The sequence below is a fragment of the Kribbella sp. NPDC026596 genome, assembly GCF_040638415.1.
GTDB lineage: Bacteria > Actinomycetota > Actinomycetes > Propionibacteriales > Kribbellaceae > Kribbella.
The window spans coordinates 49,477-76,013 of sequence record NZ_JBEZYF010000041.1 but is presented as its reverse complement, the minus strand read 5'-3'; the positions used below and the strand labels follow the sequence as shown (position 1 = coordinate 76,013).

Here is a 26,537-nt window from a genome sequence, read left to right as displayed (position 1 = left end):
GACCACAGCCGTCACCAGCCCGGCCGGAATCTCCAACGGCGGAGCCAAACCCCGCCCGATCATGTCGGCGAACAACATCAACAACACCCCGAACAGCGCGGCGGCCGGGATCGACGCCAAGTGCTTACCGCCGAAGATGCGGCGGGCCATGTGCGGTGCGATCAGTCCGACGAAGCCGATCGTGCCGGCCACCGCGACCGCGGCCGCGGCCAACGCGACCGCGAACAACAGCAGCAGCCGCCGGGTCCGCTCGACCGGTTCACCAAGGCCCGCGGCCAGGTCGTCGCCAAGGCCCAGTACGTCGAGCTTGCGAGCCCAGATCACGATCAGCGGTACCAGCACGAGCACCCACGGCAGGATCTCCAGCACGGCACTCATCGACCGGCCGAAGAGGCTGCCGGTCAACCAGATCAGCGCCGCGCTCACATCGAGCGGGTTGCGCACCAGCAGGAACCGGATGCCGGCCTCGAAGGCCGCACTGACCGCGATACCCACCAGCGCGATCCGCACCGGCGTAGCCCCACGGCGATAGGCCAGCAGGTACACCAGGCCCGCGGCCGCGAGGCCGCCGATGAACGCCGCCGGTACGACGGCCACCACCGGAATGCCCGGGATCGCGAGCAGCAACAACATCCCCGCGAACCCGGCTCCCTTGGTAACACCGATGATGTCGGGAGCCGCCAGCGGGTTGCGGATCACGCCCTGCATCACCGCGCCGGACACCGCGAGCGCCGTACCGATCAGCCAGCACAGCAGGACGCGCGGCAACTGGAAGTCGATCACGATCGCCGCCGCCTGGTCGGACCTGTCGCCGACCAGCGCGTGCAGGACGTTGCCGAACGACACCTCGGTCGCCCCGATTTTCAGGCTGTAGACGCTCAGTACGAGCGCCAGGACGCCGAGCGATCCCATGAGCACGGCGGGATGCCGTTTGGCCAGCGACGTACGCCGTACGTGCTGCGCGACAATCGTCGTGCTGGTCATGAGGTCACCTTCTGTCGACGAGCCAGGTAGACGAAGATCGGTGCACCGATCAGGGCCGTGACCACACCGGCGGGGACTTCGAACGGCGGCTTGACGTAGCGCGACACGATGTCGGCATAGAGCACCAGCACACCGCCGCCCACCGCACACAACGGCAGCAACACTGTGTAGCTGGAACCGACCACGCGCCGCATGATGTGCGGCACGATCAGGCCGATGAAGGCGACCGGACCGGCCACCGACACCGCCGCACCGCACAGCACGATCACCAGTGCCGAACCCAGCATCCGGGTCCGTTCGACGTTCTGGCCGAGACCGCGAGCCATGTCGTCACCCAGCGCCAGCAGGTTCAGTGGCCCCGCCATCGCGAACGCACCGAGTAGACCCAGCACCAACCAGGGCAGCAGGTTGCGCACGTCCTGCCAGCCGGCGAAGTTGACGCCGCCGACCAGCCAGAACAACACGCTGTCGGTGGAGTTCTCGTCGAAGATGATCAGCACCTGGGTCAGCGAGATCAGCAGGCTGCTCGCGGTCACGCCGGCCAGCGCCAGTCGCACCGGACTGACCCGGCCTCGGCCCGAGCCCGCCAGCAGCATTACCGAGACACCCGCCGCGGCCGCGCCGCCGAAGGACAGCAGGATCGTCGGCGCACCCGACAGCGAAGGCACGATCGTGATCGCGAGTACGACGACGAACACCGCGCCGGCGTTGACACCCATGATCTCCGGTGCCGCCAACGGGTTCGCCGCGACGGCCTGCATCAGCGCGCCGGCTACCGCCAGGGCGGCGCCGACGCAGAGCGCCAGCACCACCCGCGGCATCCGAATGGACTGCAGGATCAACTCATCCGGCTCGTCCGCCTTGAAGATCGCACCGGGCAGCCGCGACAACGAGATGTGCTGACTGCCGATCGACAGGCCCCACACGACCCCGGCCACGACCAGCACCAGCAGCACCAGGGACACCCAGGTCACCCGCTGCTTGTTGGTGACGATCTTCGGACGCTTGTGGGCCGCGTCCTCAGTAGGTTTGGGCGCAGTGCCCACGGACAGGGTCATGGGGCCTCCCGGCCTGGACTGAGGAGCGCAGGGAGTGAAGCGACGAGGGAAGGCCGGGAGCCAAAGCCCCATGCCCCCGCCGGTGCCGAAGGCCCGGCCAAAAGCACTGTCATGTTACTTCCCGTAGAGCAGCTTGACGGCTTCCTGGGCGACCACCTCGGAGGCGATCAGGCCGCGCGACCGGGACCACTCGTTCGGGTCGACGTCGTAGCTCGCGTTGTTCTTCACGGCCGGAACCTCTTTCCACAACGGACTCTTCTGCCACTGGTCCCGCAGGGTCGGACCCTCGTTGGGGGCAATGAACATCACGTCCGGCTTGGTGGCGACCAGCGTCTCGAGGGTGAGCGAGACCGAGGCGTCGCTCGAGCTGTCCGGCAGCGCCGAGTTGATGCCGATGGCGGACAGGACGCCGGGCGTGTAGGCCTTCGGCGGGAACCCGGTGAAGCCCTTCTCCGACGCACGGACGAAGAGCGCCTTGCGGTTCTCGTCAGCGGGTGCCTTGGCTTTCAGATCGGCCATCATCGTGGCGTGCTCGGCCAGCCGGGTCTTCATCTGGTCGCACTTGTTCAGCGCGATGGCGGTGGACATCTCGCTGTCCAGCACCTGCTGGTAGTTGCCGTTCAGGCTCGGGTAGGCGATCGTCGGCGCGATCTTCGACAGCTGCGCGTAGATCGCCTTGTGCCGGCCGCTGTCGGCCACGATCAGGTCCGGCTTGAGTGCGGTGATCACCTGGATGTTCGGCGTCGCCCGCAGACCGACCGACTTGTACTCGCCGACCTTGTCGCGCAACGCGGGAATGATCCGCTTCGGCTGGTCGTCGTCGGCCACACCGACCGGCGACATCCCGACCGCGACGAGCGCGTCGACGAACGAGTACTCCAGCGCCACCACCCTGGTCGGGGTGCCGGTGATCGTGGTGGTGCCGAGGTCGTGCTTGACCGTGCGGCTGTCTTTACCGCACTGGTCCAGATTGACGTCCGGGCTGACGCCTTGGGCGGCGGCCGCACGGTCGGCGTTCGGAGCCGCACCGGTGGAGGGCGAGGAGGCGGAACCGCCGCAGCCGGACAGGGCGACCGCGGCGGCGGTCAGGGTGACGGCGACGGCGATGCGCCGCAACCTCGAGATTCGGTGGGACATGGCATTCGCTCCTGATGTCGACAATGCCTTGCAGGGGTGGGATTCAGCCGGCCACGGCGAGGGACAGCGCCGGGTCGTCGACGTCCGGGCGGTCGGAAAGACCGGGGCCGTCGTAGAGGTTCCAGGGCGCCTGCTGGTAGCTGTTGCTGCAGGGCAGGCCGGGAGTCAGCCGATAGATGCCAGTGGTCAGATCGACCAGGCTGGACACGATCGTGGCGTAGCGGTTGAGCTCGTGCCGGCGCGGATCGACGTGCTGGCAGACGGCGTTGGGATGACTGAAGTGGTCGCTCATCGTGGTCTGCACGATGGTCTCGACCGCCTTCTCGGTGGTGCCGTCGCGGCGGACCTGACGCAGGCCCTCCTCGACGCGCGGCACCCGGTAGAGCGAATCCACCGAGAACGGCCGGTAGGTGTCGTTGATCTGGGGCGGGACGAACGCCTGGAAGTGATTGCCGTGGACCAGCAGTCCGTCGGTCGGGTACATCCAGCCGTGCCGTCCGGGCGTGGTCTCGACATCGATGGCGAAACCGTCGCGGTGGGTGAGAAGCAGATTGCTCGACAGGTTCTGGCGGGCTCCGAAGACGACTTGCAGGGCGTCGTACATATCCCAGCTCTCCAGCACCATCCGGCGTACGAACGTGCCGGGGACGGCGAGTCCGCGGCCGAAGCCGGCGCCCAGTCCGTTCGCGTTCAGGGACAGACCCGCCGAGTTCGCGCCGTGCCGGGCGAGCTGGCCAGCCTCGACGTGGCCGATCACCGTCGGCTTGCCCGGCTGGGAGACCCGCAGCAGCACGATGGTGTCGGCCACCCCGGCCCACAGGTCCCAGTTCTGTCCGGACCAGACGTGGCCGAGCGGGTTGCTCTGCGGCAGCAGCGCGAACGAGGTGCAACCGTCGTCACGCTGTCCGGCCGGGCCGGATTCGGCGTCGTCGTCGGCGAACGGGTTGCCCCGGGTCAGCTCGCCGCGGCTGTTCAGCGCGAGGATCTCGGCGAAGGTACGACCGGAGCCCTCCGCGATGCCGCGGACCTCGTCCAGCAGTTCGGGGGCGTGCGGCTCGATCACGGGAACCCAGTGCGGCGCGCGCTCCAGCACCTCCGTCCAGGCCAGTCCAGTGGCGCGGGGCACGGACTCGGCGTAGAACGCCAGTGAGCGCTCGATCAGTTCCCGCGCGGCCTCGCCGTACTGGCGGCCGCGATCGCGGGCGTCGGCGCCGGAGATCTCGATGGTCGGAAGCTGGGACACGGAAGTCGCTCCAGGGAGTGGACGGAAACTGGACTCGCACCGTTCGTTGTGTTCACTACGAATATTCGTCTGACGGTAGTGATTGCTACAATCCCTGTCAACGGGTCGCGGCATCGTTTACCTGGCGGTGACAAAGCGGACCGGATGACATGATCTGCGTACTGGTAGGTACGACTGCGAGCCGGAGGAGCCGACGTGACCAAGACCAAGGCACCCACCCTGCCGGAGCGGGTGGCGAGCCGGATCGACTCGCTGACCGCGACCGAGCGGAAGATCGCCGAGTACCTGTCGGCGCATCCCCAGGAGGCCGCGTTCTCCTCCGCCGAGGAGCTCGGCAAGGCCACCGGCACCAGCGACGCCAGCGTGGTCCGCACCGCCAAGGCACTGGGCTTCGACGGCCTGCCGGGTCTGAAGCGTTCGCTACAGGGTGAGCTGCAGGCGCTGCTCAGCCCGGCGAACCGGCTCAGCAACAGCCTCGCGTCGTTCGAGGACGGCGCCGAGGGCATCCTCACCGCGACCCTGCGCGATCACATCGAGCGGCTCCAGCAGGCCGAACGATCCATCGACCCCCAGGCCTTCGAGCACGCGGTCGAGCTGATCGATCAGGCCCGGGAGACGGTCATCTGCGGCTTCGCCGGCCTGGACGGGATCTCGTCGTACACCGCGACCCACCTGAACCGGATCGGACGCCGGGCCCGCACCGCGTCCAGCACCGGCTACCAACTGGCCGACCGGCTGCTGATGCTCGGTCCGGAGGACGTGGTGATCGTGATCGCCCACAACCGGATCATCGTGGAGACCCGCGTCATCCTCGACCTCTGCGCCGAGGTCGGCGCCCGCGCGATCCTCATCACCGACACCCTCGGCGAGGCACTGCGCGACCAGGTCGACGCGGTGCTGTCGGCCCCGACGAGCCGTCCGGGGACGTTCACCAGCCAGGCGACCGTGCTGATCCTGCTCGAGGCCCTGGTGATCGCGGTGGCCGCGCGGAACCAGGACCGCTCGCTGGAGACGACCGATCGGATGAATCAGTTGCGGGAAGAGCTGATGGGCTTCTCCCGCGCCGACGAGGTGGCACTGAACCTGCCGGCCGCGAAGCGCCGCCGCAACCGCGCCACCCGGACCGAGAGCGCCTAGGCCAGCCACTGACACCCGGAGCGCCCGGCCTAGCTGTCAGACCGTGCCCTCGGTGCGTTCGTAGACGTCGGCCTCGAACTCCTCCAGCAGCCGTTCACAGTTGGCCACCTTGGTCCGTGCCAGGTCCTTGCCATCGGCATCCATCCAGTCCCGGCCCTCCACCTTGGCGAGCCAGCGTCGGAGCTTCTCCAGGTCCTGGCGGATCTCCTCGGCCTCCTCGAAGGTGTAGTTCTCCCGGAACCGCTCGAACTCGATCTCCTTGACGAACTTGGTGTCGCACTCCTCGACGATCTCGGCGTACTCCTTCGCGGACTGGCCGCGGAAGCCCTCCACGAACTGCTCCCGGGCGTCGTCGTCGACATCGGTCAGCGTGAGGAAGACGCTGGAGCCACCGAGCTCGGTGACCCGCTCCCGCACCTTCTCCATGCCGGCGCGCAACTCCGCGCGATCCGGTAGCACGCACACGGCCTGCTGCACGTAGAACCCGCCGAGGCGCTTGAGCTCCCGCCACACCGCCACCCGGGCCCGGGAGGACTCGCTGGGCACCTTGTAGATGAGCAGCAGCCAGCTCTCCTGGGTCTTGGTCTTGGTCCGTCGGGTCGCCATGGCGGACAGGTTATCCGCTGACACGACTGCGCAGCCCATCGACGAGGTACGGCATCACCTCCTGCCAGTCCGCGACGAGGCCGACATCGCAGTGCGCGAAGACCTCGGCCGCCGGGTCGGTGTTGATCGCCAGTACGGTCCCGGCCCGGCTCGCGCCGGCCAGGTGGTTCAGGTTGCCGGACAGCCCGACCGCGAAGTACATCCGCGGTGCGACGCTGCGACCAGTGATCCCGATCTGCCGGCCGTGCGGCAGCCAGCCCTCGTCGGTCACCTTGCGGGTGGCGGCCAGCTCGGCTCCGAGGAGCACGCGCATCGGCTCCAGTTCGGCATACTTCTCCGGCGGCACCCCGCGACCGACGCCAATCACTACCTCGGCCCGGTCCAGCGCATCACCTTCGTTGCCCGTACGACGTTCCGCCCGGCTGATCGCGGTATCCGCAGCCACGGACAGCACGTCCTCGTCGAGCGACCGCTCGTCCCGTGGTGTGCGGAGTGGGAGCAGGCCGGTCCGCAAGGTCGCGATCTGGGGAGAGCCGTGACTGATGATCTCTGCGAGAGTGCCGCCGCCGGACGGCTTCAGTCCGGCCAGGCGTGGCGTCGTACCCGGTCTCACACTGAGGCTGACCAGGTCGGACATCAGACCGGCACCGGATGCCACCGCCAGACGCGCAAGCACTTCGCGATCCCAGGGCAAGGCCGCGCCGAGGACGGCCCACGGCGAGCGTTCGGCCACCCAGGTCGCCAACGCAGCCGCGGTCGGGCGCGGCTCGTCGCCGCTGAGCGTCACGACGCGGTCGGCTCCCCAGCGCGCGAGGTCGTCATCGCTGGTGACTGTTCGTACTGCGGTGACCGTGCCGCCGATCTCGGTCGCGAGCGTGGCGGCGGCTCCCAACAAGGCGTGGATGCCTGCCACTGGCCCTGGACCGATCAGGGCGACGACCTCGGGGCCGGTAGCCGGCGGGGTGGGCACCGCCTCGGCCGACTGAACCGCGGGCGGCTCGAAGCAACCGCGGGCGAGGAGCTCGGCGATGGCTCGGGTCGCTTGGGTTTGGGGGCGGCCGCGGAAGATGATCGGGTCCCTTGTCAGGGGTGCGGGGTGGACCTGGGCGACCTTGGTCGGACTCCCGGGTAGACCCCATTGGCCGGCCGCGAGGTCGGCTGTGGTCACGCGCCGCACACCGTCGGCAGGTGGCCAGGACTCGAGCGGAACCTTGCACGGCGGGCACGAGCGTTCTGCTACCGCCACGACTGCGGGCAGATCGATCACCACAGACTCGGTGCCGGTGTCGTGCTGGACGGTCGTTCGCAGGCGGGTGTCGCCGGCCTCTGGTTCGAGCGAGAGCACCGGGCCGGTGAAGGGCAGGCCGAGGAGTTCGGCCAGCATCGCGCCGACCGCGCCCGTACTGCCGTCGACGGAACTGGCGCCGACCAGGATCAGGTCCGGCGGGTCATCCATCAGCGCGATCGTGGACGCGAGGGCGCGCGCGGTGACGAGACAGTCCGATCCGGCCAGCGCGGCATCCGTCAGGTGAAGAGCGTCGTCGACACCCCACGCGAGGGCTTCGCGCAGTACGTCGACAGCCGCGGGCGGTCCCATGGTGATCGCCGTACTGCGACCACCCGTCTCCCCCGCCAGCCGGACGGCCTGAGCCACGGCCCGGCGGCACCACGGGTTCATCTCGGCGACCGCGCCGGCCCGATCGAGCCGTCCGTCAGCGTCGAGACGTCCACTGTGGTCACCCTTCGGCACCTGCTTCACCAGGGTCGTGACCAGAAGGTTCATGACAACCCGGTCCCGACTGCCAGGCCGATCGCGAACGTGACCGCGGCCGACAGACCACCGAGGAGCAGTTGGCGGCCACCGCCGTACCAGAACGGGCGGGCGGTGATCTTGCCGACGATCCCGCCGGTGATGACCAGGCCGAGCGCGCTCAGCACCAGCGCCGGCAACACACTCGCGGCGCCGAAGAGGAACGGGATCAGGGGAACCAGCGCACCAATCGCGAAGGCGGCGAACGACGAGCCGGCCGCCAGCCACGGCGACGGAAGGTCGTTGGGGTCGACGCCGAGCTCCTCGCGCACGTGCACGTCGAGCGCGACGTCAGCGTTCACGGTCAGCTCACGGGCGACCTGGGCGGCCAACTCCGGGCGCAGGCCCTTCGCCTCGTACATCATCGCGAGCTCGCGCTCTTCTTCCTCGGGGTGGATCCGCAGCTCGCGCCGCTCGACCTCGATCTCGGCCTTCATCAGCTCGGTCTGCGACGACACCGAGGTGAACTCGCCCGACGCCATCGAGCAGGCACCGGCCACCAGGCCGGCCAAACCGGTCATGATCACGACCTTGCCGGTCGCACCGCCGCCGACCACACCGGCGACGAGGGCGAAGTTCGACACCAGGCCGTCCATCACGCCGAAGGTGGCCGGTCGCAGCCAGCCGCCGGTGACGTCTCGGTGGGAGTGGTGGATCTCGGACTGCTCCGCAACTTCCGCGGTCATCTGACTACTTCCTTCCGACTGAGGTGAGCGTAACCTTAGTTAAACTGCATCACCTGTTACATCAGTCTATTAGTTACTTTGCTGACGCGCCAACAGCTCCGCGGTCCGCGGCCGACAGGTGGGCCACCGTCACCCCCGTGGCCGTCATCGTCCGGGTCACCGCGCGGCCGCCGTAGACCCAGTAGATGGTCAGCTCGCCGTCGCCGCGGTTGATGAACTGGTGCGGCACCCCGGCCGGCACCCAGGTCGCGTCCCCGGCCTCGAGGTCGACCCGCTCGCCGTCGATCACCGCGGTCGCCCGGCCGGAGAAGATCAGCACCGACTCCTCCACGTTGTGCGAGTGCAGCGGGATCTGCGTGCCGGGCGCGAAGACCGTCGTACCGGTGGTGATCTTGTTCGACTCGTTGTTCCAGGCACCGACGTACGGAATCGTCCGTACGCCGCTGCCACGGTCGAAGACCTCGACCTCGTCCGGCCGGATCACCAGCCGGGGCGCCGGGTCGGCCGAGTGCACGGTCTTGAGGTTCATGAACTCGCGCATGCCGTACACACCGAGCTCGCGCCCGTAGCCGGACTGCTTGATCCCGCCGAACGGCAGCCGCGGATCCGAGGCCACCATCGCGTTCACGAACACCGCGCCGGCGTCGAGGCGCCGGATCAGCTCGGGAGCTCGATCCTGCGTGGTCCACAGCGAGGCAGCCAGCCCGAACTCGGTCTGGTTGGCGAGCCGGAGCGCCTCGTCGGCGTCGCGTACCCGGGTGATCGCGGCAACCGGCCCGAACGTCTCCTCGTCGAAGGCCGCCATCCCGGGTACGACGTGGTCGAGCACGGTCGGCTGGTAGTAGAAGCCGGCCCGGTCGGCCACCTCGCCGCCGCGCACGAGCGTCGCGCCGGCGTCGACGGTACGGCGTACTTGATCGTGCAAGGTGTCACGGAGACCGGCCCGGGCCAGCGGGCCGATCGTGGTGCCGGCGTCTACCGGATCACCGAGGACCAACCGGTCGACCGCAGCGGTGAACCGGGCGACGAACTCGTCGGCAACGGATTCCTCGACGATGAACCGCTTGGCATTGACGCAGCTCTGGCCGGTGTTGAGGAAGCGCGCGGTCACCGCGGTGGTCGCGGCAGCCTCCAGATCGGCATCGGCGAGGACAACGAACGGGTCCGAGCCACCGAGCTCGAGCACCTGCTTCTTCAGCGCCCGCCCGGCCTGCTCCCCGATGATCCGGCCGACCTCGGTCGACCCCGTGAAGGTCACCGCCGCGATCCGGTCGTCCGCGATCAGTCCGGCCACCTGGTCGCTCTCGACCAGGACCACGCCGACCAGACCGTCCGGCACCCCGGCGTCCCGCAGCACCGACTCGATCGCCAGCGCGCAGCGCGGAACCGAGTTGGCGTGCTTCAGGATCCCGCCGTTGCCGGCGGCCAGCGCCGGCGCGGCGAACCGGAAGAACTGCCAGAACGGGTAGTTCCACGGCATCACCGCGAGCACGACACCCAGCGGCTCGACCTCGATCCGGCCCTGCGCCGTGACGTGTTCCGCGGCGAGGAATCCCTCGGCGTTGGTCGCGTAGTACTCGCAGGTGACCGCACACTTCTCGATCTCGGCCGCCGCCTCGGCCAGCGGCTTGCCCATCTCGCTCGTGATCAGCGCGGCCAGCTCTGCCTTGCGGTCCCGGAGCGTCGCAGCCAGGGACTGCAGCAGCTCGGCGCGCTGCCGGACCCCCGACCACCGCCAGTTGCTCTGGGCAACCACTGCGGCCGTGACCAGGTGGTCGACGCGATCGGAGTCATAAGGGTCGAAGGTGGCGAGTTCCTCGCCGGTGGCGGGGTTGATCGAGCCGATCACTGAGTCTGCCCTTCGCTGAGGCGGTGCAGCACGTACGGCAGCACACCGCCATGCCGGTAGTAGTCGTGTTCGCGGGGGGTGTCGAGGCGGATCCGCAGCCGGTAGGTCTTCCCTGCGGAGCGCGCTGTGGCGAAGCCGTCGTCGCCCAGCTCGATGTCGATCGGCTCCTCGCCGGTGAGGTCATCGCCTTCTCCGGGCTGGAACTCCAGCGGCAGGATGCCGAGGCCGACCAGGTTGGACCGGTGGATGCGTTCGTACGACTGCGCGAGTACTGCACGCACACCGAGCAATGCCGGACCTTTGGCAGCCCAGTCCCGCGACGAACCGGTGCCGTACTCCTTGCCCGCCACCACGACGATTGGTACGCCTGCCGCCCGGTAGGCCTCGGCCGCGTCGTAGATCGAGGTGATCTCGCCGTCTGGTCCGCGGGTGACCGGACCTTCGATGCCGTGGGCAAGCTCGTTCCGCAGCCGGACGTTGCCGAAGGCACCACGCACCATCACCAGGTGATTGCCCCGGCGGGACGCATAGGTGTTCAGGTCGCGGCGGTCGACCCCTCGGTCGATCAGGTACTTGCCGGCCACGCTGTCCGGTGGGATCGCGCCCGCGGGTGAGATGTGGTCGGTGGTGATCGAGTCGCCGAGCCGCAGCAGGGCCCGCGCACCGATCAGGTCACTGGGTGGCTTCGACAGGAACTGCGGCTGCTGCAGGTACGTCGAGTCGCCCCAGGCGAACGTCTCACCGTCGGGTGCGTCGAGCTGCTGCCAGCGGTCGTCGCCCGCGAACAGGTCGTCGTACGCGTGCTCGAAGAGTTCTGGCGTCAGCGTCTGTCCGATCACCGCGTCGATGTCGGCCGGGTGCGGCCAGAGATCCGCGAGGTAGACCGGGTCGCCGGTGGAGTTGAGCGGCTCGGTGAGCAGGTCGATGTCGATCCGGCCCGCGAGCGCGTAGGCGATCACGAGTGGCGGCGACGCGAGGTAGTTCAGCTTGACGTCGGACTGGATCCGGCCTTCGAAGTTGCGGTTGCCCGACAGCACAGCCGCGACGGTCAGGTCCTTTGAGCGAACGGCCTCGGCGACGTCGTCGATCAGTGCACCGGACGCCCCGATACAGGTCATGCAGCCGAACCCGGCCAGGTAGAAGCCGAGCTTCTCCAGGTACGGCGTAAGTCCGGCGGCGCCGAGGTAGTCCATCACCACCCGTGATCCCGGCGACAGCGTGGTCTTCACCCACGGCTTGCTGACCAGGCCGCGCTCGACGGCGTTCTTCGCCAGCAGGCCGGCGGCGACCATCACCGCGGGGTTCGACGTGTTGGTGCAGGAGGTGATCGCCGCGACGACGACCGCGCCATGTCCCGGGCCGTCGGCTGTCCGGGGTCCAGAGGGAAGCTCGGCCTCGGCGGCCGCTTTCGCGGCAGCCAACGACACGCGCTGCTGCGGTCGACGAGGTCCCGCGATCGAGGGAACCACGGTGGCCAGGTCGATGTCGACGTACTCGTCGTACGTCAGCTGCACCGACGGGTCGTGCCACAGGCCCTGGGCTCGGGCGTAGGACTCGACCAGGGCGACCTTCTCGGGCGGGCGGCCGGTGAAGCGGAGGTAGTCGAGGGTGCGCGGGTCGATCGGGAAGTAGGCAGCGGTCGAGCCGAACTCGGGGCTCATGTTGGCGATCGTCGCGCGGTCGGGGACGCGCAGGTCGGCCAGCGCGGGTCCGGTGCACTCGACCAGCTTGCCGACCACTCCGTGCGTACGGAGGGTCTCGGTGATGGTGAGGACCAGGTCGGTCGCGGTCGTCCCGACGGGCAGTGCGCCGGTCAGCCGGACACCGACCACCGGTGGCAGCAGCATCGACACCGACTGCCCGAGCATGGCCGCCTCGGCCTCGATCCCCCCGATCCCCCAGCCGAGCACGCCCAGTCCGTTGACCATCGTGGTGTGCGAATCCGTGCCCAGGCAGAGATCCGGGAACACCCACCCGTCGCGCTCCTCGACCACCCGGGCCAGATTCTCGAGGTTGATCTGATGCATGATCCCGGATCCGGGCGGCACGACCCTCAACTGGCGGAACGTCTGCTGTCCCCAGCGCAGGAAGCGGTACCGCTCGGCGTTGCGCTCGTACTCGCGGACAACGTTCAACTGCAGCGCGTCCGGCCGGCCGAACACGTCCGCGATCACCGAGTGATCGACCACCAGCTCGGCCGGGATGACCGGATCGACCAGCCCCGGATCCTTGCCGCGCGCAACCATGGCGTCCCGCATCGCGGCCAGGTCCGCCAGCACCGGTACGCCGTTCGTGTCGTGCAGGAACACCCTGGACGGGTACACCTCCAGCTCACCGGCCGCGCCGGGCTCCCAGTTCCGCAGTACGTCGCTCGCCGTGCCGTGCCGGAGCGCGTTCTCCAGCAGGATCCGCAGAGTCCGGGGCAGGTGATCGGGGGCGATCCCCTGCAGCGACTGGAGACGGCTCATGTCAGGCCGTTGATCGACTCGACGACGGCCGCGGTGAACTCCGCCGTACCGGCCGTTCCGCCGAGGTCCGCCGTACGGACGCCTTGGGCCACCGTTGCGCGCAGACCGCGATCGACCAGGGCGGCGGCCGGTTGCAGGCCGAGCCAGTCGAGCAGCATCGCCCCGGAGGAGATCATCGCGGTCGGGTTGGCCAGGCCCCGGCCGGCGATGTCGGGCGCCGAGCCGTGAGCGGCCTGGGCCATCGCCCGGTCGTGCGAGGCGTTGATCGACGGCGCGATGCCGAGCGAGCCGGCCAGTTCACCGGTCAGGTCGGACAGGATGTCGCCGAACATGTTCTCGGTCACCAGGACGTCGAAGTCCGCACCGTGCCGGACCAGGTGGACGGTCATCGCGTCGATGTGGAAGTCGTCGACCTCGACGCCGGGATAGTCGGCGGCGATCTCGCGGCAGATCTCCAGGAAGAAGCCGGTCGTGGTCCGCAGCACGTTGGCCTTGTGCACGATCGTCAGGTGCCGGCGGCGGCCGAGCGCCAGCTCGAACGCCTGCCGGGCGACCCGCTCGATCGCCGGACGGGTGAAGATCCCCATCGCGATCGCCACGTCCTTGGTCGGCATGAACTCGCCGGTCCCGCGGTAGGTACTGCGATCTGCGTAGAAACCCTCGGTGTTCTCCCGCACCACGACCAGGTCGAGCCCTGGGACCATCGCCGGCGTCCCTTCGAAGGCCTTCGCCGGCCGGATGTTCGCGAACAGGTCGAAGTGCTTGCGCAGGAACCCGCTCGGGTTGAGCTGGGCCCGATGCACTTGCGGGTACGACGCGCTGTCGTGCGGACCGAGCAGCCAGCCGTCGAGCTTGTCCAGCGTCTCGACCGTGACGTCGGGAAGCGCACTGCCGTGGGTCTCGATCGCCGAGGCGCCCACCGGAAGCGGCACCCACTCGACGGGCGCCGCGCCGGTCGCGGCCAGCGCCGCGTCGAGCACCTGAACCGTGGCGGGCACGATCTCGGGCCCGATGCCGTCGCCGTCCAGTACGCCCAGTCGATAGTCATCAGCCATGCCAAGGAGTGTGAGTCGTTATAACGACTCACGTCAAGAGATGGCCAGATATCGTCTCAAGGCATGATCTCAAGGTATTCTCGGGCGATCGGTTGTTATAACTGTGCGGAGGATCCTGTGACCAAGGCCGAGAGCGCCTACGAACTGGTGCGTGAGCAGGTCCTGCGCGGCGACCTCGTGCCCGGAGCCGTCATCGCGCAGGCGACGCTGGCCCGAGAGCTCGGGATCAGCACGACCCCGCTGCGTGAGGCCCTGCGCCGGCTGATGACCGAAGGGCTCGTCGAGCTGGACGCGCACCGCGACGCGCGCGTCACCCGGCTGACCGCCGAGGAGGCCCGGGACCTGATCGAGATTCGCCGGTCGCTCGACCCACTGGCGGCCGGCCTCGCGGCGGAACGGCGTACCCGGGAGGACCTCGCGGAGATCCGGTCGACGGCCGCCGAACTGCTGCCGCTGCGGACCGACCCCGGGACGGCCGAGCTGCTCACCCATCGGCGATTCCATGCGGCGATCTACTCGGCCTCGCACAACCAGATGCTCGTCCAGACCCTGGACGGGCTGTGGGACAAAGCCGACCGGTACCGCAGGCTTGCTCTCGAGAACGGCCGGACCGAGGAGGACCTGGACCGCACCCACACCGAGCACGGGGCGCTGGTCGAGGCGATCGCGGCCGGGGACGCCGACACCGCCGCCGCGGTCATGCTCGCCCACGTCGACGCCAGTCTCGGTGCACGCGCGGTCGCCCGCCTCACGTCCGCCGCCGCACAACCCGTCGCCCGCTCACTCCGGGGCATCAGAGGAGGGCGATCATGAGCGACGCCTTGTGGACCGGCTTCCAGCACCAGGAGGTCGATGCGGACGGCTGGACGACGTTCTGGCGGCTCGATCCGCGCGGCCAGGATCTCCACCTGGCCGACTGGACCGGCTATTCGGACCGCGAGGGTCAACGACTGTGGGACCGCGCCGCGACGCCCGCCGGCGTGCGCGGAGCCTGGCGTACGGCGGCCACCTCAGTCGGGCTCGAGATCCGGGCGGCGCTCGGCATCTACAGCAAGATCGCGCCCGTCGACGTCCTGGTCGACGGCGAACTGCACCAGCGCTGTGTGGTGCTGGAGGGTGAGCAACGGCTGACCGTCGACCTGCCGGGCCGTCCGGTCGAGGTCGAGATCTGGCTACCGCAGGCCGGGATGATCGGGATCCGGGAGCTGACCTTCGACGGTGCTGCCGAGCCGGTCGCGCCGGCCGGGCCACGGTGGATCACCTACGGCAGCTCGATCACGCAAGCCGGCGGCGCGTACGGCCCGTCGGAGACCTGGCCGGCACTGGTCGCGCGGCAGCACGGGTGGAACTGTGTGTCCCTAGGGTTCGCCGGCGAATGCCACCTCGACCCGGTCGCGGCCCGCACCATCCGGGACGTCCCGGCCCGGTTGATCTCGTTGTGTCTCGGCGTCAACATCCACGGCAACGGGACCTTCAGCGGTCGTACGCTTCCCGGCCAGATCGAGGCCTTCGTCTCCACGGTCCGCGCAGGCCATCCCACGACCCCGATCGTCGTGATCACTCCCCTTCTCGCCCCGAACCGCGAAGGCAAACCGAACGCGGTCGGCCTCACGCTGGACGACGTACGGGCGTGTGTGGAGCTGGGCGCCCGCACCGACCCGGCTGTGCAGCTGATCGACGGTCGCACGATCCTCAGCGAGGACGAAGCTCGGGCCCTGTATGCAGATGATGTGCATCCAGGGCCCGATGGCTACCGGCTGATCGGCGAGCGCCTCGCCGGTCTGCTCACTCTGCCGGCGTAAGGCTCGTCCCGAGTGCCTGCCAGTCCAGGACCGGGGCAGCCAGTCCGCTGATCGTGGCCAGCAGGCCGAGGCGGGCAGCCCGCAGGTCCGGGTCCTCGGCCATCACCAGGATCTCGTCGAAGAACGTCGTGACCGGCTCGACCAGGACCGAGGCAGCACTGACGAAGTCGGCCAGCGCGGTCGGAGCCTGACCGACCTTCTGGACGGCCTCGTGCAGGACGACCTCGGCAGGCTCGGTCAGCTTGCTCGCGTCGTACGACGGCTCGGTCCCCTCCGGGACGATCCGGCGTACCCGCTGCAGGACCGCGACCAGCTCGGCGAAGTCGGGGTTGCCGACCAGCTCCTGCAGCGACTTCAGCGCCTCGTCCGCGACCGCCGGAGCCGTTGCCAGCGGCAACACCGCGGCGACCTGGAGGTGGTCGTCACCCCGGTCGATCAGCTGCTGCTCGTAGCGCCGGACGGTGAACTCGGCGACCTCGTCGAGCGAGTCCGCCGGTACGTCGATGCCCTGCGCGCCGATCTCCGCCGCGGCGGCCCGCAGACCGGTGTCGAGGGTGATCGCCCGCAGCTCCGGGTGCTCACGCAGGATCGCGACCACACCGGCGGCCGCGCGACGCAGCGCGAACGGGTCGGAACTACCGGTCGGCTTCGCGCCGATGCCGAACAGTCCGGCCAGCAGGTCGAACCGATCCGCCAGCGCCAGCAGCGCGCCCGGAGTCGTCGACGGGACCGGGTCACCGGCGGACCTGGGCAGCTCCATGTCGAACAGCGCCTGCGCGACCGCGTCCGTCTCACCGGCCCGGCGCGCGTACTCGCGAGCCATCGTGCCGGCCAGACTGGTCAGCTCGACCACCATCTGCGACCCGAGGTCGAACTTCGCCAGCTCCGCCGCCCGCTTCAGCGTGGTCAGCTCGTCGTCACTGAGCTCGACCTTCGACGCCAGGCTGACGGCGATCCGACCGATCCGACCGGCCCGGTCCGCCATCGAGCCGAGCCGCTCCTCGAAGGCCAGCTTGTCCAGCTCGCTCTTCATGTCCTCGAGCGAGGTCTCCAGGTCGGCCCGCCAGAAGAACGCCGCGTCCTCGTAGCGTGCCCGCAGCACCGCCTCGTTACCGCCGCGGACCACGTCCTCCTCGACCGAACCGTTGGCCACGGCAACGAAATGCGGCTGCAGCTTGCCGTCGGCGTCACGCACCGGAAGGTAGCGCTGGTGCTTGCGCATCACGGTGGTGAGGATCTCGCCCGGCAGGTCCAGGTAGTCGGCCTCGAAGCTGCCGAGGATCGCGGTCGGCTCCTCGACCAGGTTCACGATCTGGTCGACCAGTGCGGCCTCGCCCTCGACGTCGATCGTGCCGCCGGCCTCGGTGGCCAGTCGCTGCGCGGCCTCGACGATCTGCGCCCGCCGCTTGGCCGGGTCGGCCTCGATGCCGTGGATCCGGAGCAGGTCCAGGTACCCCTCGGCGGCGGCGATCTCGACCTGCGGCTGCGCTGCCGTCCGGTGGACGCGCGTCGTACGACCGGAGGCCAGGCTCGACACCGACACTGGGACGACCTGGTCGCCGAGCAGCGCGACCAGCCAGCGGATCGGCCGGGTGAACGACAGCTTGGCGTCGTTCCAGCGCATGTTCTTGTCCGACCGCAGCCCGGTGACGATCTCGCTCAGTACGCCGCTCAGCACCTCGGCAGCCCCGCGACCCGGGTCCGGCTTGGTCACCGCGACGTACTCGACACCGTCGACATCCAGGTCGTGCAGCTCGCTGACGTCGACACCCTGACCGCGGGCGAATCCGGCGGCGGCCTTCGTCACGTTGCCGTCGCCGTCGTACGCGGCCGACTTCCGCGGGCCACGTACCACGCGCTCGGCGTCCGGCTCACCGGCCTGCACGCTGGCGACGAACGCGACCACCCGGCGCGGCGTCGCGTACGTCGTGATGTCACCGTGCCCGAGGCGCGTCGCGGCCAGCTTCTCGGTGAGGGCGGTCTGCACCGCGGCGGCCGTCTTGGTGACCTCTGACGGCGGCATCTCCTCGGTACCGATCTCGAAGGTCAGCTGCCGGGTCCCGCTGACCGCCGGGAACTCGGTCGGCTCCGGCGCCGCCGCGGGCAGCTCGGCGATGCCCAGCGGGTGCTCGAGCTCGGTCCGGCGCTCGGCCCACAGGCGCGAGACCTCGCGGGCCAGGGTCCGCATCCGGCCGAAGGCCTTGGCGCGTTCCGTCGTACTCACGGCGCCGCGGGCGTCGAGCACGTTGAACGCGTGCGAGCAGCGCAGCACCATGATGTGCGCCGGCACCGGGAGACGGTCGTCGATCATCCGGCGGGCCTCGTTCGCGTACTCCTCGAACAGGCGCTTCTGACTCTCGACGTCGGCGTCGTCCAGGTAGTACCGGCTCATCTCGTACTCGGCCTGGCCGAACGCCTCGCCGTACGAGATCCCCGGGGCGTAGGCGATGTCCTTGAAGTGCGAGACGCCCTGCAGCGCCATCATGATCCGCTCGATGCCGTAGGTGATCTCCACCGACACCGGGTCCAGCGTCATGCCGCCGGCCTGCTGGAAGTAGGTGAACTGGGTGATCTCCAGGCCATCCAGCCAGACCTCCCAGCCCAGGCCCCAGGACCCGGTCGCCGGGTTGGCCCAGTTGTCCTCGACGAACCGGACGTCGTGGGCGTGGATGTCGACGCCGAGGGCCTCGAGGCTGGACAGGAACAGCTCCTGCGGGTTGCCCGGGTCCGGCTTGAGCACCACCTGGAACTGGGTGTGCGTCTGCAGCCGGTTCGGGTTCTCGCCGTAACGGCTGTCGTCGGGCCGGACACTCGGCTCGACGTACGCGACCCGCCACGGCTCGGGACCGAGCACCCGCAGGATGGTCGCCGGGTTCAGCGTCCCGGCCCCGACCTCGGTGTTGAACGGCTGCACGACCATGCAGCCCCGGTCGGTCCAGTACTTCGTGAGCGCGAGCAGCGCATCCTGCATGGTGAGCACAACAAACCTCGAGCGATCTTCCGGAGGGGCGTTCAGAGCGCAAAGTCTATTAGCCCCCGCCTGTCCATCCAGCCTTCGGTCGTTCGTGGAGGGGGTATGAACAAGACATTGGTGGTTCCTGAGGCGGAGTTGTACTACGAAGTGCGCGGGGCTGGGCCGTTGGTGGTCCTGGTCGGTGCACCGATGAATGCGGACTCGTTCGCGCCCCTGGCAGACTTGCTGGCGGGCGACTACACGGTGCTGACCACGGACCCGCGGGGCGTGAAGCGGAGCAAGCTACGGGACGGCGGTACGTCGACACCCGAGCAGCGGGCCGACGACCTGGCCCGGCTGATCCGGCACCTCGACGCGGGTCCCGCGATTGCGCTCGGGTCGAGCGGTGGAGCGGTCACCGTGCTGGCCTTGGCGCAGGCTCATCCCGAGTTGGTGAGCACGGTGATCGCTCACGAGCCGCCGCTGGACCGGCTGGTCGAGGACGGCGACGAGCTGCTCGCGGCGTCCGAGCGGATGATGGCCGACTACCTGGCCGGGGACGTGATCGGCGCCTGGAAGCAGTTCTTCGCGATCGCGAACATCCAGGTGCCGGACGGCGTGATCGAGGCGATGTTCGGCGGCGAGCGGGATCCGCAGCAGGTCGCCGACGAGCGGTTCTGGTTCGCCCACGAGCTGTGGGAGACGGTCACATGGGTCCCGGACGTGGGCACCCTGCGCGACAGCGGCGTACGAATCGTCGTCGGCATCGGCGAGGAGTCGACGGGTCAACTCTGCGACCGCACCTCGACCGCCCTGGCGAAGCGCCTCGGCATCAACCCCACCCAGTTCCCCGGCGACCACACCGGCTTCGCCGACCAACCGGACGCGTTCGCCAAGGCGCTACGCGGTGAGCTGGTCCAGGTGCGTCTCGACCCAGGTCCGCAGCGCGGCGAGCGGCTTGGAGACGCTGTGGCCGAGGTCGGTGAGTGAGTACTCCACGTGCAATGGCACGGCAGGGTAGATCTCCCGATGCAGGAAGCCGTTCTCCTCGAGCCGACGCAGCGTCTGGGTCAGCACCTTCGGGCTGATGCCCTGCAGTCGCCGCTGCAACTCGCCGAACCGCAGTGGGCCGTCCTCCAGCGCCCCGATCGCGAGGGCGGCCCACTTGTTCGCGAGCAGGTCGAGAACGTCCCGGCACGGACACTGCGCGGCGTACACGTCGTGCTTGTCGTGCATCCCGGTCGCACACTTCGTCGCCATGCCGGTACTTCCCTTTAGATAGTAATGCTCCTTGCGGGATACTACCCTCCCAGAGATAGCTTGCGGGCCATGAGAGCTATCAGTCAAGACACCTTCGGCGGTCCCGAGGTACTCCGCCTGGTCGACACCGAGCAGCCGCAGCCATTGCCGACCGAGGTACTGATCCGCGTCCGCGCGGCCGGCGTGAACCCGGTCGACGCCAAGACCCGCGCGGGACAGGGTGTGGCCGGCATCCTCGGGGAGCCGCCGTTCATCCTCGGCTGGGACGTGTCCGGCGTCGTCGAGGAGATCGGCCACGGCGTGCACACGCTCGCGGTCGGCGACGAGGTCTACGGGATGCCGTGGTTCCCGCGGGCCGCTTCGGCGTACGCGGAGTATGTGACCGCGCCGTCGCGGCACTTCGCCCGCAAGCCGGCCAACCTCAGCCACACCGAGGCGTCCGCGGTCCCGCTGGCCGGGCTCACGGCGTACCAGATCCTCACCACACTGGCCGGCGTGCAGAAGGACCAGCGCGTGCTGATCCACGCGGCCGCGGGTGGGGTCGGGCACCTGGCCGTGCAGTTCGCCAAGGAGCTCGGAGCGTACGTCGTCGGTACTGCGAGCGCCGGTAAGCACGAGTGGTTGCGCGGGCTCGGCGCTGACGAGGTGATCGACTACCACTCGGCGGATGTGGCCGCGGTGACCGCAGACATCGACGTCGTGGTGGATCTCATCGGCAGCGAGACCACACTGGCGCAATCCATAGCCGTGACCAGGCGGGGTGGCCTGGTGGTCGCCGTACCGTCCGGGACCTCGCCCGAGCTGCTCGCGCGGGCCGCCGGGTCCGGCGTCCGGGTGGCGTCGTACCTGGTCGAGCCCGACGGTCACGCGCTCGGCGAGATCGCCGCGCTGATCGAGAGCGGAGCGGTCCAGGCCGAGGTCGAGGAGGTCTTCGCGCTGGCGGACGCAGCCGCGGCGCACCGGCGGCTGGAGGACGGGCGGACCCGCGGGAAGCTGGTGCTCGAGGTCGAATGAGACTCCCCCGTGGATCGCGCGGAGGAGTATGTGAAGCTGGGGGTGTCCGGTGCGTGCGCGTGTGTCAAAGCGGTCGCATCGGGCACCGGTCGGAGGTGCCGCCTGGCCCGTTCCACAGCGTGGCGTCTTGACCTCAACCGTGGTTGAAGTTTCAAGCTGGTGCCGCTGACACAGGACATCGGAGATATCGGCCCGGTCCGGGCCCCGACGAAGGAGCAGAGTTGACCACGTACACGCTTCCCGACCTCCCCTACGACTACAGCGCGCTGGCGCCGAGCATCGCCGGTGAGATCATGGAGCTGCACCACGACAAGCACCATGCGACCTACGTGAAGGGTCTGAACGACACCCTGGACAAGCTGGCCGAGGCCCGCGACAAGGGTGACTTCGGCTCGATCGTCGGGCTGGAGAAGACGCTCGCCTTCAACCTCGGCGGGCACGTGAACCACTCGATCTTCTGGAAGAACCTGTCCCCGGACGGCGGCGACAAGCCCGACGGTGAGCTGGGTGCCGCGATCGACGAGTACTTCGGCTCGTTCGACGGCTTCCAGGCCAACTTCACCGCCAGTGCCACCACGATCCAGGGCTCCGGCTGGGCGATCCTCGGCTGGGACGCGCTCGCCGGCCAGCTGCTCGTGCACCAGCTGTACGACCAGCAGGGCAACCTGCCGGCCGGCCAGATCCCGATCGTGATGCTGGACATGTGGGAGCACGCGTTCTACCTGCAGTACAAGAACGTGAAGCCGGACTACGTGAAGGCCTGGTGGAACGTGGTGAACTGGGCCGACGCGCAGGCTCGCTTCGACGCGGCCCGCAGCGCTTCCGGTCTGATCGCCGGGGCCTGACAGCCTTCCGGGGTCCGGCGAGCCATCGGTTGGCCGGACCCCGCGTGCTCAGCTCGTGAAGAACCCGGTCAGAACCGGGGCGATCGCGGTCGCCTTGATCAGGTGGTTCTGACCGGGGACCTCGCGGTGCTCCGCACCCGTACGGCGCCGGCGAGCGCGCGGACCGAGGTCTTCATCCAGGCCGGGCTCTTGCCGCCGTTGACCACCAGTGCCGGGATCTCGATCGCCGCCCACTGGGAAGCGTCCAGCGGCTTGCCGGCCACATTGCCGCCGACCACCCGGGCGTCGTACGGCAGCGTCGGGGCCATCGCCTTCAGGTGCTTCCAGGCCGGCATCAGCCTCATCATCGCGACGACCGGACCGGGCAGGCCGATCACCTTCGTCATGAAGTACTTCACCGCATCCGCCGGATCGCGGGCCTCGAGGTCCTCGACCCAGGTCGCCGGAATCGGCGTACGGCTGTCGTCCACCACGAACGGCGGCTCGAACGCGACCACCTTCTCGATCGGCACCCCCGCCGCCGCGGCCCGCAGCGCGAGCGCCGCACCGGACGACGAGCCATAGACGTACGCCGAACCACCCGCGGCCTCGATCACGGCGGCCAGATCCTCGATCTCGCGATCCACCTCATAGGCGTCCGTGTCGCCGGAACCACCCCGGCCGCGCCGGTCGTAGTTGTAGACGGTGAAGCTCGACGCGAGGGTCTCGGCAAGGTCGGGCATAGGTCCTTGGACTCGCCCGCACAGGGCGCCGTCGACCAGGACCACCGCGGGTCCGGCGCCACGCTTGTCGTACGCGATCGTCGTACCGTCCTTGGAATCCACTGTGTTCATCCGAAGAACTCCTTCACGAACGGCGCCAAAGCTGCCGGGTCCACATTGTGCTGCTGGTCGGGGACAACGCGGGCGGTGGCGTTCGGGATCGCCTCCACCACGGCCTCGTTGCCGACCTTCATCCACTCCTCCGACGCGCCGCCGGTGAACACCCTGGTCGGCACGGTCACCGATCCGGTCGCGGCCGGGATCGAGTAGTCGCCCATCACGGTCGCGTCGTACGCGAGCGTGTGCGCGATCGCCTCCTGCGCCGGCCACCACGGCGACTCCTTCGCCATCGCGACGAAGTCGGCTGGCAGCCCGACCACCTCGGCCATGAAGTACTCAGCCGCCTGGTCCCGGCGGCCCTCGGCGACGAACGCGCGGTAGATCGACGCGGTGTCGGCCGGAGGCCGCTTCCGGGTGCCTTCGAGGATGTACGGCGGCTCCCAGAGCGCAAGCTTGGTCACCGGGCGACCGGCGGCGGTCGCCAGCAGCGCGAGGGCGGCACCGGACGACGTCCCATACAGGTGGGCCGCGCCACCGACCGCCGCGAAGATCGCGTCCAGGTCCTCGAACTCGCGCTCGATCGCGTACTCGGCGCCGTCGCCGGAGTCGCCGCGGCCACGACGGTCGTAGTTGTAGACGGTGTAGTCCTGCGCCAGCAGCGCAGCCAGCGGGGCGTTGGACATCCGATCCACCGAGCCGCCACAGACGAGGACCACCGCAGGCCCTTCGCCGAGCCGGTCGTACGCAATGGCGGTGCCGTCCGCCGAAGTGATCTTCTCCATGATCTTCCTCCTGAATTGAGCTCTCACCCACGGCGTCGTACGACGGCACTCACGATCGACCCCGTGTGACGCAGATCACTGGACGGTTCTCGTCGTACCGGGGTGGTTGCGTAGCGGCCGCGCTCGGTGTCTGTGCCGTTGTCTGGAAGATCAGCGGGAACAAGGTGCGTCAGCAGGCGGCCGCGCGCTCCAGCAGCAGAGTGCGCTCGCGTTCGTTGCGGGTGAGGGCGGCGGCCTTCTCGAACTCAATCCTGGCCTCGTCGAGGCGGCCGAGTTTGAAGAGGAGGTCGCCGCGAACACTCGGGAGCAGGTGGTAGTCCTTCAGGGACGGGTCGTCGGCGAGGACGTCGACGGCGTCCAGGCCGCGCTGCGGGCCGAACGCCATCGAGATCGCGACCGCCTGGTTCAGCTCGACGACCGGTGACGGCGTGACCTGCGCGAGGATGGCGTACAGCCCGGCAATGCGGGCCCAATCCGTGTCCTCGGCGTCGGCGGCGCGGGCGTGACAGGCGGCGATCGCGGCTTGGAGCAGATACGGGCCGGGCGGTTTCTCCAGGGTCCACGCGCGGTCGAGGCCTTCGAGGCCGCGGCTGATCAGCAGGCGGTCCCAGCGGCGGCGGTTCTGCTCGAGGAGCAGGACCGGTTCGCCTTCGGGGCCGATGCGTGCGTTCGCGCGCGACGATTGCAGCTCCATCAGGGCGAGCAGGCCGAGGACCTCGGGTTCGTCGGGCATGAGCTCGGCGAGCAGCCGGCCGAGGCGCATCGCCTCGTTGCAGAGCGCCGGACGCATCCAGTCGTCCCCGGCGGTCGCGGAGTACCCCTCGTTGTAGATCAGGTAGACAACCTCGAGTACGGACGACAGCCGCTCGAGCAACTCGTCCCCGGCCGGCACCTCGAACTGCACGTTCGCCTTCGCGAGGTTGCGCTTGGCCCGGACGATCCGCTGCGCGATCGTCGCCTCCGGGGCGAGGAACGCCCGGGCGATCTCATCGGTCTTCAGGCCGCCGAGCAGCCGGAGTGTCAGCGTGACCCGCGCGTCCATCGTGAGTACCGGATGGCAGGCGGTGAACACCAGCCGGAGCAGATCGTCCTCGATGTGGTCCTCGAGGATCGCCTCCACGTCGTCCTCGACGCTGTCACCGTCGATCTCCAGCTCGTGACCCATCTCGGCGAGCTTGCGCTGGTAGGTCTCCTTACGCCGGATCAGGTCGATCGCGCGCCGCTTGGCGATCGCCATCAGCCAGGCGCCCGGGTTGTTCGGTACGCCGGACTCCGGCCACTGCTCCAACGCCGCCACCAGCGCGTCCTGGGCCAGCTCCTCGGCCAGCCCCACATCCCGCACGATCCGGGCGACACCCGCGATGATCCGGGCCGACTCGATCCGCCAGACCGCGTCGACCGCCCCCGCCGCCTCCGTAACTGTCACCCGCCGATAGAACAACACCCCCGCCCCAACATCAACCCACCCCACCCCCCGCAGCCGCGCGCACAACCCTCCAACTCACCGGGCAGCCCCCTCGTACACAACCCTCCACCTCAGCGGGCAGCCCCCTCGTACACAACCCTCCACCTCAGCGGGCAGCCCCCTCGTACACAACCCTCCACCTCAGCGGGCAGCCCCCTCGTACACAACCCTCCACCTCAGCGGGCAGCCCCCTCGCGCACAACCCTCCAACTCAGTGGGCAGCCCCCGAGCTGGAGGGTTGCCCACTGAGAATCTGAGGGGGCAACCCTCCAGCTGAGGGGGCAAGGTCAGCCCAGGTAGAGGTCGGAGTTCGGGTCGAAGTCGGCTTCCTCGACTACTCGGCGGACCTCGACCTCGTTGCCGAGGGCCTCGGCCAGGCGGGCGGCCCACTCGACGGCCTCGTCGCGGTTGCGGACCTCGACGACGATCACGCCGCCGATCAGCTCCTTGGTCTCGGCGAACGGGCCGTCGGTGACCGTGCGCCTGCCGTCCTCGACCTTCACCCGAGCGCCCAGCGAGCTGCGGTGCACACCCTCCGCGAACAGTAGGACACCGGCCTTCGCCAGGTCCTCGACGACCTTGCCGACGCCCTCGGCCACCTCCGGCGCCGGGAACTTCCCGGCCTCGCTGTCGGCGTCCGCCTTGTTGATGATCATGTAGCGCATCGCACCCGCTCCTCGTCATGTCGGTCGATCCTTACTCTCACGTCGATCGCCCCACCACCAGATCGACACCCAACTTCAGACCAATTGCGCGGCGAGAACGCCGCCGAGATCCGCGCGACCGTCCGCAGCGGCTGCGGCAGGTGATTGGTCCCGCTCTTCGTGTACGGCGGTGGCAGGTCGGCCCGCACGAACACCGCCTCTCCAGGCAGTACGGCGGCATCGCGCAAGAACTGCTCACCCCGCGCCGCCGTGCTGCCAAGTCCGCCCTGTTCACCGAGGCGATGGCTGGGTCGACGGCTCCCGTCGTACGCCGGACGGGCCGGTGGAGGAGCTACCGGCGAGGCTGTTGCACCAATTGGTGTTCGGGGCCTGGCTGCTCGGGATCGGCATCCTGCGGACCGCCGTGGGTACGCCGACGTTGTCCAAGGCAACGGAAGCAGAGCTCAGGCCGCACCTGGCCGCGGTTGCCGAGGCGCTGTTCGGCCGCCCGATCCCTACATCTCCCCCGGGGTCTCCGGTTCCTGTCCAAGGCCCCGACAACCTGTTCAACCGCCCGACCCCCGGGACTCCGCAGCTGTCGGCCGCGGTGGGTTCGGAGAGTCACCGGTGGCCGTGAACAAGCAATAACCTGTTCAAGGCCCCGGGTCCCCGTCACAGGTCCCCGGTTCCCGCCCATGGTCCCCGGTTCCCGCCCGAGGCCCCGGTTCCGGCCCAAGGCTCCCGCGTCCTGTCCAAGGTCCCCGGTTCCCGCCCAAGGCCCCGGGTCCCCGTCACAGGTCCCTGGTTCCTGTCCAAGGTCCCCGGTTCCCGCCCAAGGCCCCGGGTCCCCGTCACAGGTCCCTGGTTCCTGTCCAAGGTCCCCGGTTCTCGCCAGAGACCCGGTTCCTGTCCGAGGTC

General features: G+C 69.2%; 23 protein-coding genes. 7 read left to right on the top strand and 16 right to left on the bottom strand.

Translation table 11 applies throughout. From position 1 onward, the window contains the following. The 4 genes from AB0E63_RS29215 to AB0E63_RS29200 form a co-directional block, all read right to left on the bottom strand. Positions 1-984, bottom strand: a 984-nt coding sequence (locus tag AB0E63_RS29215; RefSeq protein WP_360373189.1) for an iron ABC transporter permease, incomplete at its 3' end; no start/stop codon positions are given. Further along, positions 981-2,042: an iron ABC transporter permease gene (locus AB0E63_RS29210; protein WP_360373186.1), complete on the bottom strand. Its 1,062-nt coding sequence runs from the start codon at positions 2,040-2,042 to the stop codon at positions 981-983. The genes AB0E63_RS29210 and AB0E63_RS29215, both read right to left, overlap by 4 nt. A 114-nt stretch (positions 2,043-2,156) precedes the next feature. Further along, positions 2,157-3,179: a Fe(3+) dicitrate ABC transporter substrate-binding protein gene (locus AB0E63_RS29205; protein WP_360373183.1), complete on the bottom strand. Its 1,023-nt coding sequence runs from the start codon at positions 3,177-3,179 to the stop codon at positions 2,157-2,159. Positions 3,180-3,222: 43 nt separating this feature from the next. After that, positions 3,223-4,422 carry a C45 family peptidase gene (locus AB0E63_RS29200; protein ID WP_360373180.1) on the bottom strand — a complete coding sequence of 400 codons (1,200 nt, stop codon included), beginning with the start codon at positions 4,420-4,422 and terminating at the stop codon, positions 3,223-3,225. Between the two features lie 195 nt (positions 4,423-4,617). On the opposite strand from AB0E63_RS29200, the gene AB0E63_RS29195 reads away from it, so the two are divergent. Beyond that, positions 4,618-5,559: a MurR/RpiR family transcriptional regulator gene (locus AB0E63_RS29195; protein WP_360373177.1), complete on the top strand. Its 942-nt coding sequence runs from the start codon at positions 4,618-4,620 to the stop codon at positions 5,557-5,559. 36 nt (positions 5,560-5,595) lie between these two features. Here AB0E63_RS29195 and AB0E63_RS29190 read toward each other — a convergent pair whose 3' ends face one another. The 6 genes from AB0E63_RS29190 to AB0E63_RS29165 form a co-directional block, all read right to left on the bottom strand. After that, the gene (locus tag AB0E63_RS29190; RefSeq protein ID WP_360373174.1) at positions 5,596-6,165 is read right to left on the bottom strand and encodes a Chromate resistance protein ChrB; all 570 of its coding nucleotides are present in this window, start codon (positions 6,163-6,165) and stop codon (positions 5,596-5,598) included. Positions 6,166-6,175: 10 nt separating this feature from the next. Then, positions 6,176-7,948: an FAD-binding protein gene (locus AB0E63_RS29185; protein WP_360373171.1), complete on the bottom strand. Its 1,773-nt coding sequence runs from the start codon at positions 7,946-7,948 to the stop codon at positions 6,176-6,178. Then, positions 7,945-8,661: a VIT1/CCC1 transporter family protein gene (locus AB0E63_RS29180; protein ID WP_360373168.1), complete on the bottom strand. Its 717-nt coding sequence runs from the start codon at positions 8,659-8,661 to the stop codon at positions 7,945-7,947. The genes AB0E63_RS29185 and AB0E63_RS29180 overlap by 4 nt, the downstream gene beginning before the upstream one ends. Before the next feature lie 73 nt (positions 8,662-8,734). Next, complete coding sequence (locus tag AB0E63_RS29175) at positions 8,735-10,510, bottom strand: aldehyde dehydrogenase family protein (protein ID WP_360373165.1); 1,776 nt, start codon at positions 10,508-10,510, stop codon at positions 8,735-8,737. Next, positions 10,507-12,978: an aconitate hydratase AcnA gene (acnA, locus tag AB0E63_RS29170; protein WP_360373162.1), complete on the bottom strand. Its 2,472-nt coding sequence runs from the start codon at positions 12,976-12,978 to the stop codon at positions 10,507-10,509. The genes AB0E63_RS29175 and acnA overlap by 4 nt, the downstream gene beginning before the upstream one ends. Continuing rightward, a complete protein-coding gene (locus AB0E63_RS29165; protein WP_360373159.1) occupies positions 12,975-14,033 on the bottom strand; it encodes an isocitrate/isopropylmalate dehydrogenase family protein in 1,059 nt (352 codons plus the stop codon). Before AB0E63_RS29165 ends, acnA begins: the two co-directional genes overlap by 4 nt. 117 nt (positions 14,034-14,150) lie before the next feature. On the opposite strand from AB0E63_RS29165, the gene AB0E63_RS29160 reads away from it, so the two are divergent. Both AB0E63_RS29160 and AB0E63_RS29155 read left to right on the top strand, forming a co-directional pair. Then, entirely contained in the window at positions 14,151-14,846 is a 696-nt protein-coding gene (locus AB0E63_RS29160) for a GntR family transcriptional regulator (RefSeq protein WP_360373156.1), read from the top strand. Then, positions 14,843-15,835: a GDSL-type esterase/lipase family protein gene (locus AB0E63_RS29155; protein WP_360373153.1), complete on the top strand. Its 993-nt coding sequence runs from the start codon at positions 14,843-14,845 to the stop codon at positions 15,833-15,835. Before AB0E63_RS29160 ends, AB0E63_RS29155 begins: the two co-directional genes overlap by 4 nt. Here AB0E63_RS29155 and AB0E63_RS29150 read toward each other — a convergent pair. Further along, positions 15,819-18,806 carry a glycine--tRNA ligase gene (locus AB0E63_RS29150; protein WP_360373192.1) on the bottom strand — a complete coding sequence of 996 codons (2,988 nt, stop codon included), beginning with the start codon at positions 18,804-18,806 and terminating at the stop codon, positions 15,819-15,821. The genes AB0E63_RS29155 and AB0E63_RS29150 overlap by 17 nt on opposite strands. 105 nt (positions 18,807-18,911) lie before the next feature. Here AB0E63_RS29150 and AB0E63_RS29145 point away from each other — a divergent pair, with 105 nt between their 5' ends. Continuing rightward, the gene (locus AB0E63_RS29145) at positions 18,912-19,778 is read left to right on the top strand and encodes an alpha/beta hydrolase (protein ID WP_360373151.1); all 867 of its coding nucleotides are present in this window, start codon (positions 18,912-18,914) and stop codon (positions 19,776-19,778) included. On the opposite strand, the gene AB0E63_RS29140 is transcribed toward AB0E63_RS29145, so the two are convergent. Then, entirely contained in the window at positions 19,689-20,048 is a 360-nt protein-coding gene (locus AB0E63_RS29140; RefSeq protein WP_360373148.1) for a helix-turn-helix domain-containing protein, read from the bottom strand. The two genes, AB0E63_RS29145 and AB0E63_RS29140, sit on opposite strands and share 90 nt — an antisense overlap. Before the next feature lie 69 nt (positions 20,049-20,117). On the opposite strand from AB0E63_RS29140, the gene AB0E63_RS29135 reads away from it, so the two are divergent. Beyond that, positions 20,118-21,062 (top strand): NADP-dependent oxidoreductase, encoded by a 945-nt coding sequence (locus AB0E63_RS29135; RefSeq protein ID WP_360373145.1) that lies wholly within the window; start codon positions 20,118-20,120, stop codon positions 21,060-21,062. A gap of 221 nt (positions 21,063-21,283) precedes the next feature. Continuing rightward, positions 21,284-21,907 carry a superoxide dismutase gene (locus AB0E63_RS29130; RefSeq protein ID WP_360373142.1) on the top strand — a complete coding sequence of 208 codons (624 nt, stop codon included), beginning with the start codon at positions 21,284-21,286 and terminating at the stop codon, positions 21,905-21,907. A 98-nt stretch (positions 21,908-22,005) separates the two neighbouring features. On the opposite strand, the gene AB0E63_RS29125 is transcribed toward AB0E63_RS29130, so the two are convergent. The 4 genes from AB0E63_RS29125 to AB0E63_RS29110 form a co-directional block, all read right to left on the bottom strand. Continuing rightward, complete coding sequence (locus tag AB0E63_RS29125) at positions 22,006-22,740, bottom strand: alpha/beta fold hydrolase (protein WP_360373139.1); 735 nt, start codon at positions 22,738-22,740, stop codon at positions 22,006-22,008. Further along, the gene (locus tag AB0E63_RS29120) at positions 22,737-23,510 is read right to left on the bottom strand and encodes an alpha/beta hydrolase (protein WP_360373136.1); all 774 of its coding nucleotides are present in this window, start codon (positions 23,508-23,510) and stop codon (positions 22,737-22,739) included. Before AB0E63_RS29120 ends, AB0E63_RS29125 begins: the two co-directional genes overlap by 4 nt. 169 nt (positions 23,511-23,679) lie before the next feature. Beyond that, positions 23,680-24,936, bottom strand: coding sequence for an RNA polymerase sigma factor (locus AB0E63_RS29115; RefSeq protein ID WP_360373133.1), 1,257 nt, complete (start codon positions 24,934-24,936; stop codon positions 23,680-23,682). A gap of 326 nt (positions 24,937-25,262) precedes the next feature. Continuing rightward, entirely contained in the window at positions 25,263-25,640 is a 378-nt protein-coding gene (locus AB0E63_RS29110) for a YciI family protein (protein WP_360373130.1), read from the bottom strand. A gap of 322 nt (positions 25,641-25,962) precedes the next feature. On the opposite strand from AB0E63_RS29110, the gene AB0E63_RS29105 reads away from it, so the two are divergent. Continuing rightward, on the top strand, positions 25,963-26,256 hold the full coding sequence (locus AB0E63_RS29105) for a hypothetical protein (RefSeq protein ID WP_360373127.1): 294 nt from the start codon (positions 25,963-25,965) through the stop codon (positions 26,254-26,256). Positions 26,257-26,537: the final 281 nt, after the last annotated feature.

Bases quoted from the DNA above. Each gene is read 5' to 3' on its own strand.
- AB0E63_RS29140 (WP_360373148.1), bottom strand. From the start codon at position 20,048: ATGGCGACGAAGTGTGCGACCGGGATGCACGACAAGCACGACGTGTAC.
- AB0E63_RS29155 (WP_360373153.1), top strand. From the start codon at position 14,843: ATGAGCGACGCCTTGTGGACCGGCTTCCAGCACCAGGAGGTCGATGCG.
- AB0E63_RS29185 (WP_360373171.1), bottom strand. From the start codon at position 7,948: ATGAACCTTCTGGTCACGACCCTGGTGAAGCAGGTGCCGAAGGGTGAC.
- AB0E63_RS29110 (WP_360373130.1), bottom strand. From the start codon at position 25,640: ATGCGCTACATGATCATCAACAAGGCGGACGCCGACAGCGAGGCCGGG.
- AB0E63_RS29120 (WP_360373136.1), bottom strand. From the start codon at position 23,510: ATGGAGAAGATCACTTCGGCGGACGGCACCGCCATTGCGTACGACCGG.
- acnA (WP_360373162.1), bottom strand. From the start codon at position 12,978: ATGAGCCGTCTCCAGTCGCTGCAGGGGATCGCCCCCGATCACCTGCCC.
- AB0E63_RS29165 (WP_360373159.1), bottom strand. From the start codon at position 14,033: ATGGCTGATGACTATCGACTGGGCGTACTGGACGGCGACGGCATCGGG.
- AB0E63_RS29205 (WP_360373183.1), bottom strand. From the start codon at position 3,179: ATGTCCCACCGAATCTCGAGGTTGCGGCGCATCGCCGTCGCCGTCACC.
- AB0E63_RS29150 (WP_360373192.1), bottom strand. From the start codon at position 18,806: ATGCAGGATGCGCTGCTCGCGCTCACGAAGTACTGGACCGACCGGGGC.
- AB0E63_RS29190 (WP_360373174.1), bottom strand. From the start codon at position 6,165: ATGGCGACCCGACGGACCAAGACCAAGACCCAGGAGAGCTGGCTGCTG.
- AB0E63_RS29135 (WP_360373145.1), top strand. From the start codon at position 20,118: ATGAGAGCTATCAGTCAAGACACCTTCGGCGGTCCCGAGGTACTCCGC.
- AB0E63_RS29145 (WP_360373151.1), top strand. From the start codon at position 18,912: ATGAACAAGACATTGGTGGTTCCTGAGGCGGAGTTGTACTACGAAGTG.
- AB0E63_RS29180 (WP_360373168.1), bottom strand. From the start codon at position 8,661: ATGACCGCGGAAGTTGCGGAGCAGTCCGAGATCCACCACTCCCACCGA.
- AB0E63_RS29210 (WP_360373186.1), bottom strand. From the start codon at position 2,042: ATGACCCTGTCCGTGGGCACTGCGCCCAAACCTACTGAGGACGCGGCC.
- AB0E63_RS29125 (WP_360373139.1), bottom strand. From the start codon at position 22,740: ATGAACACAGTGGATTCCAAGGACGGTACGACGATCGCGTACGACAAG.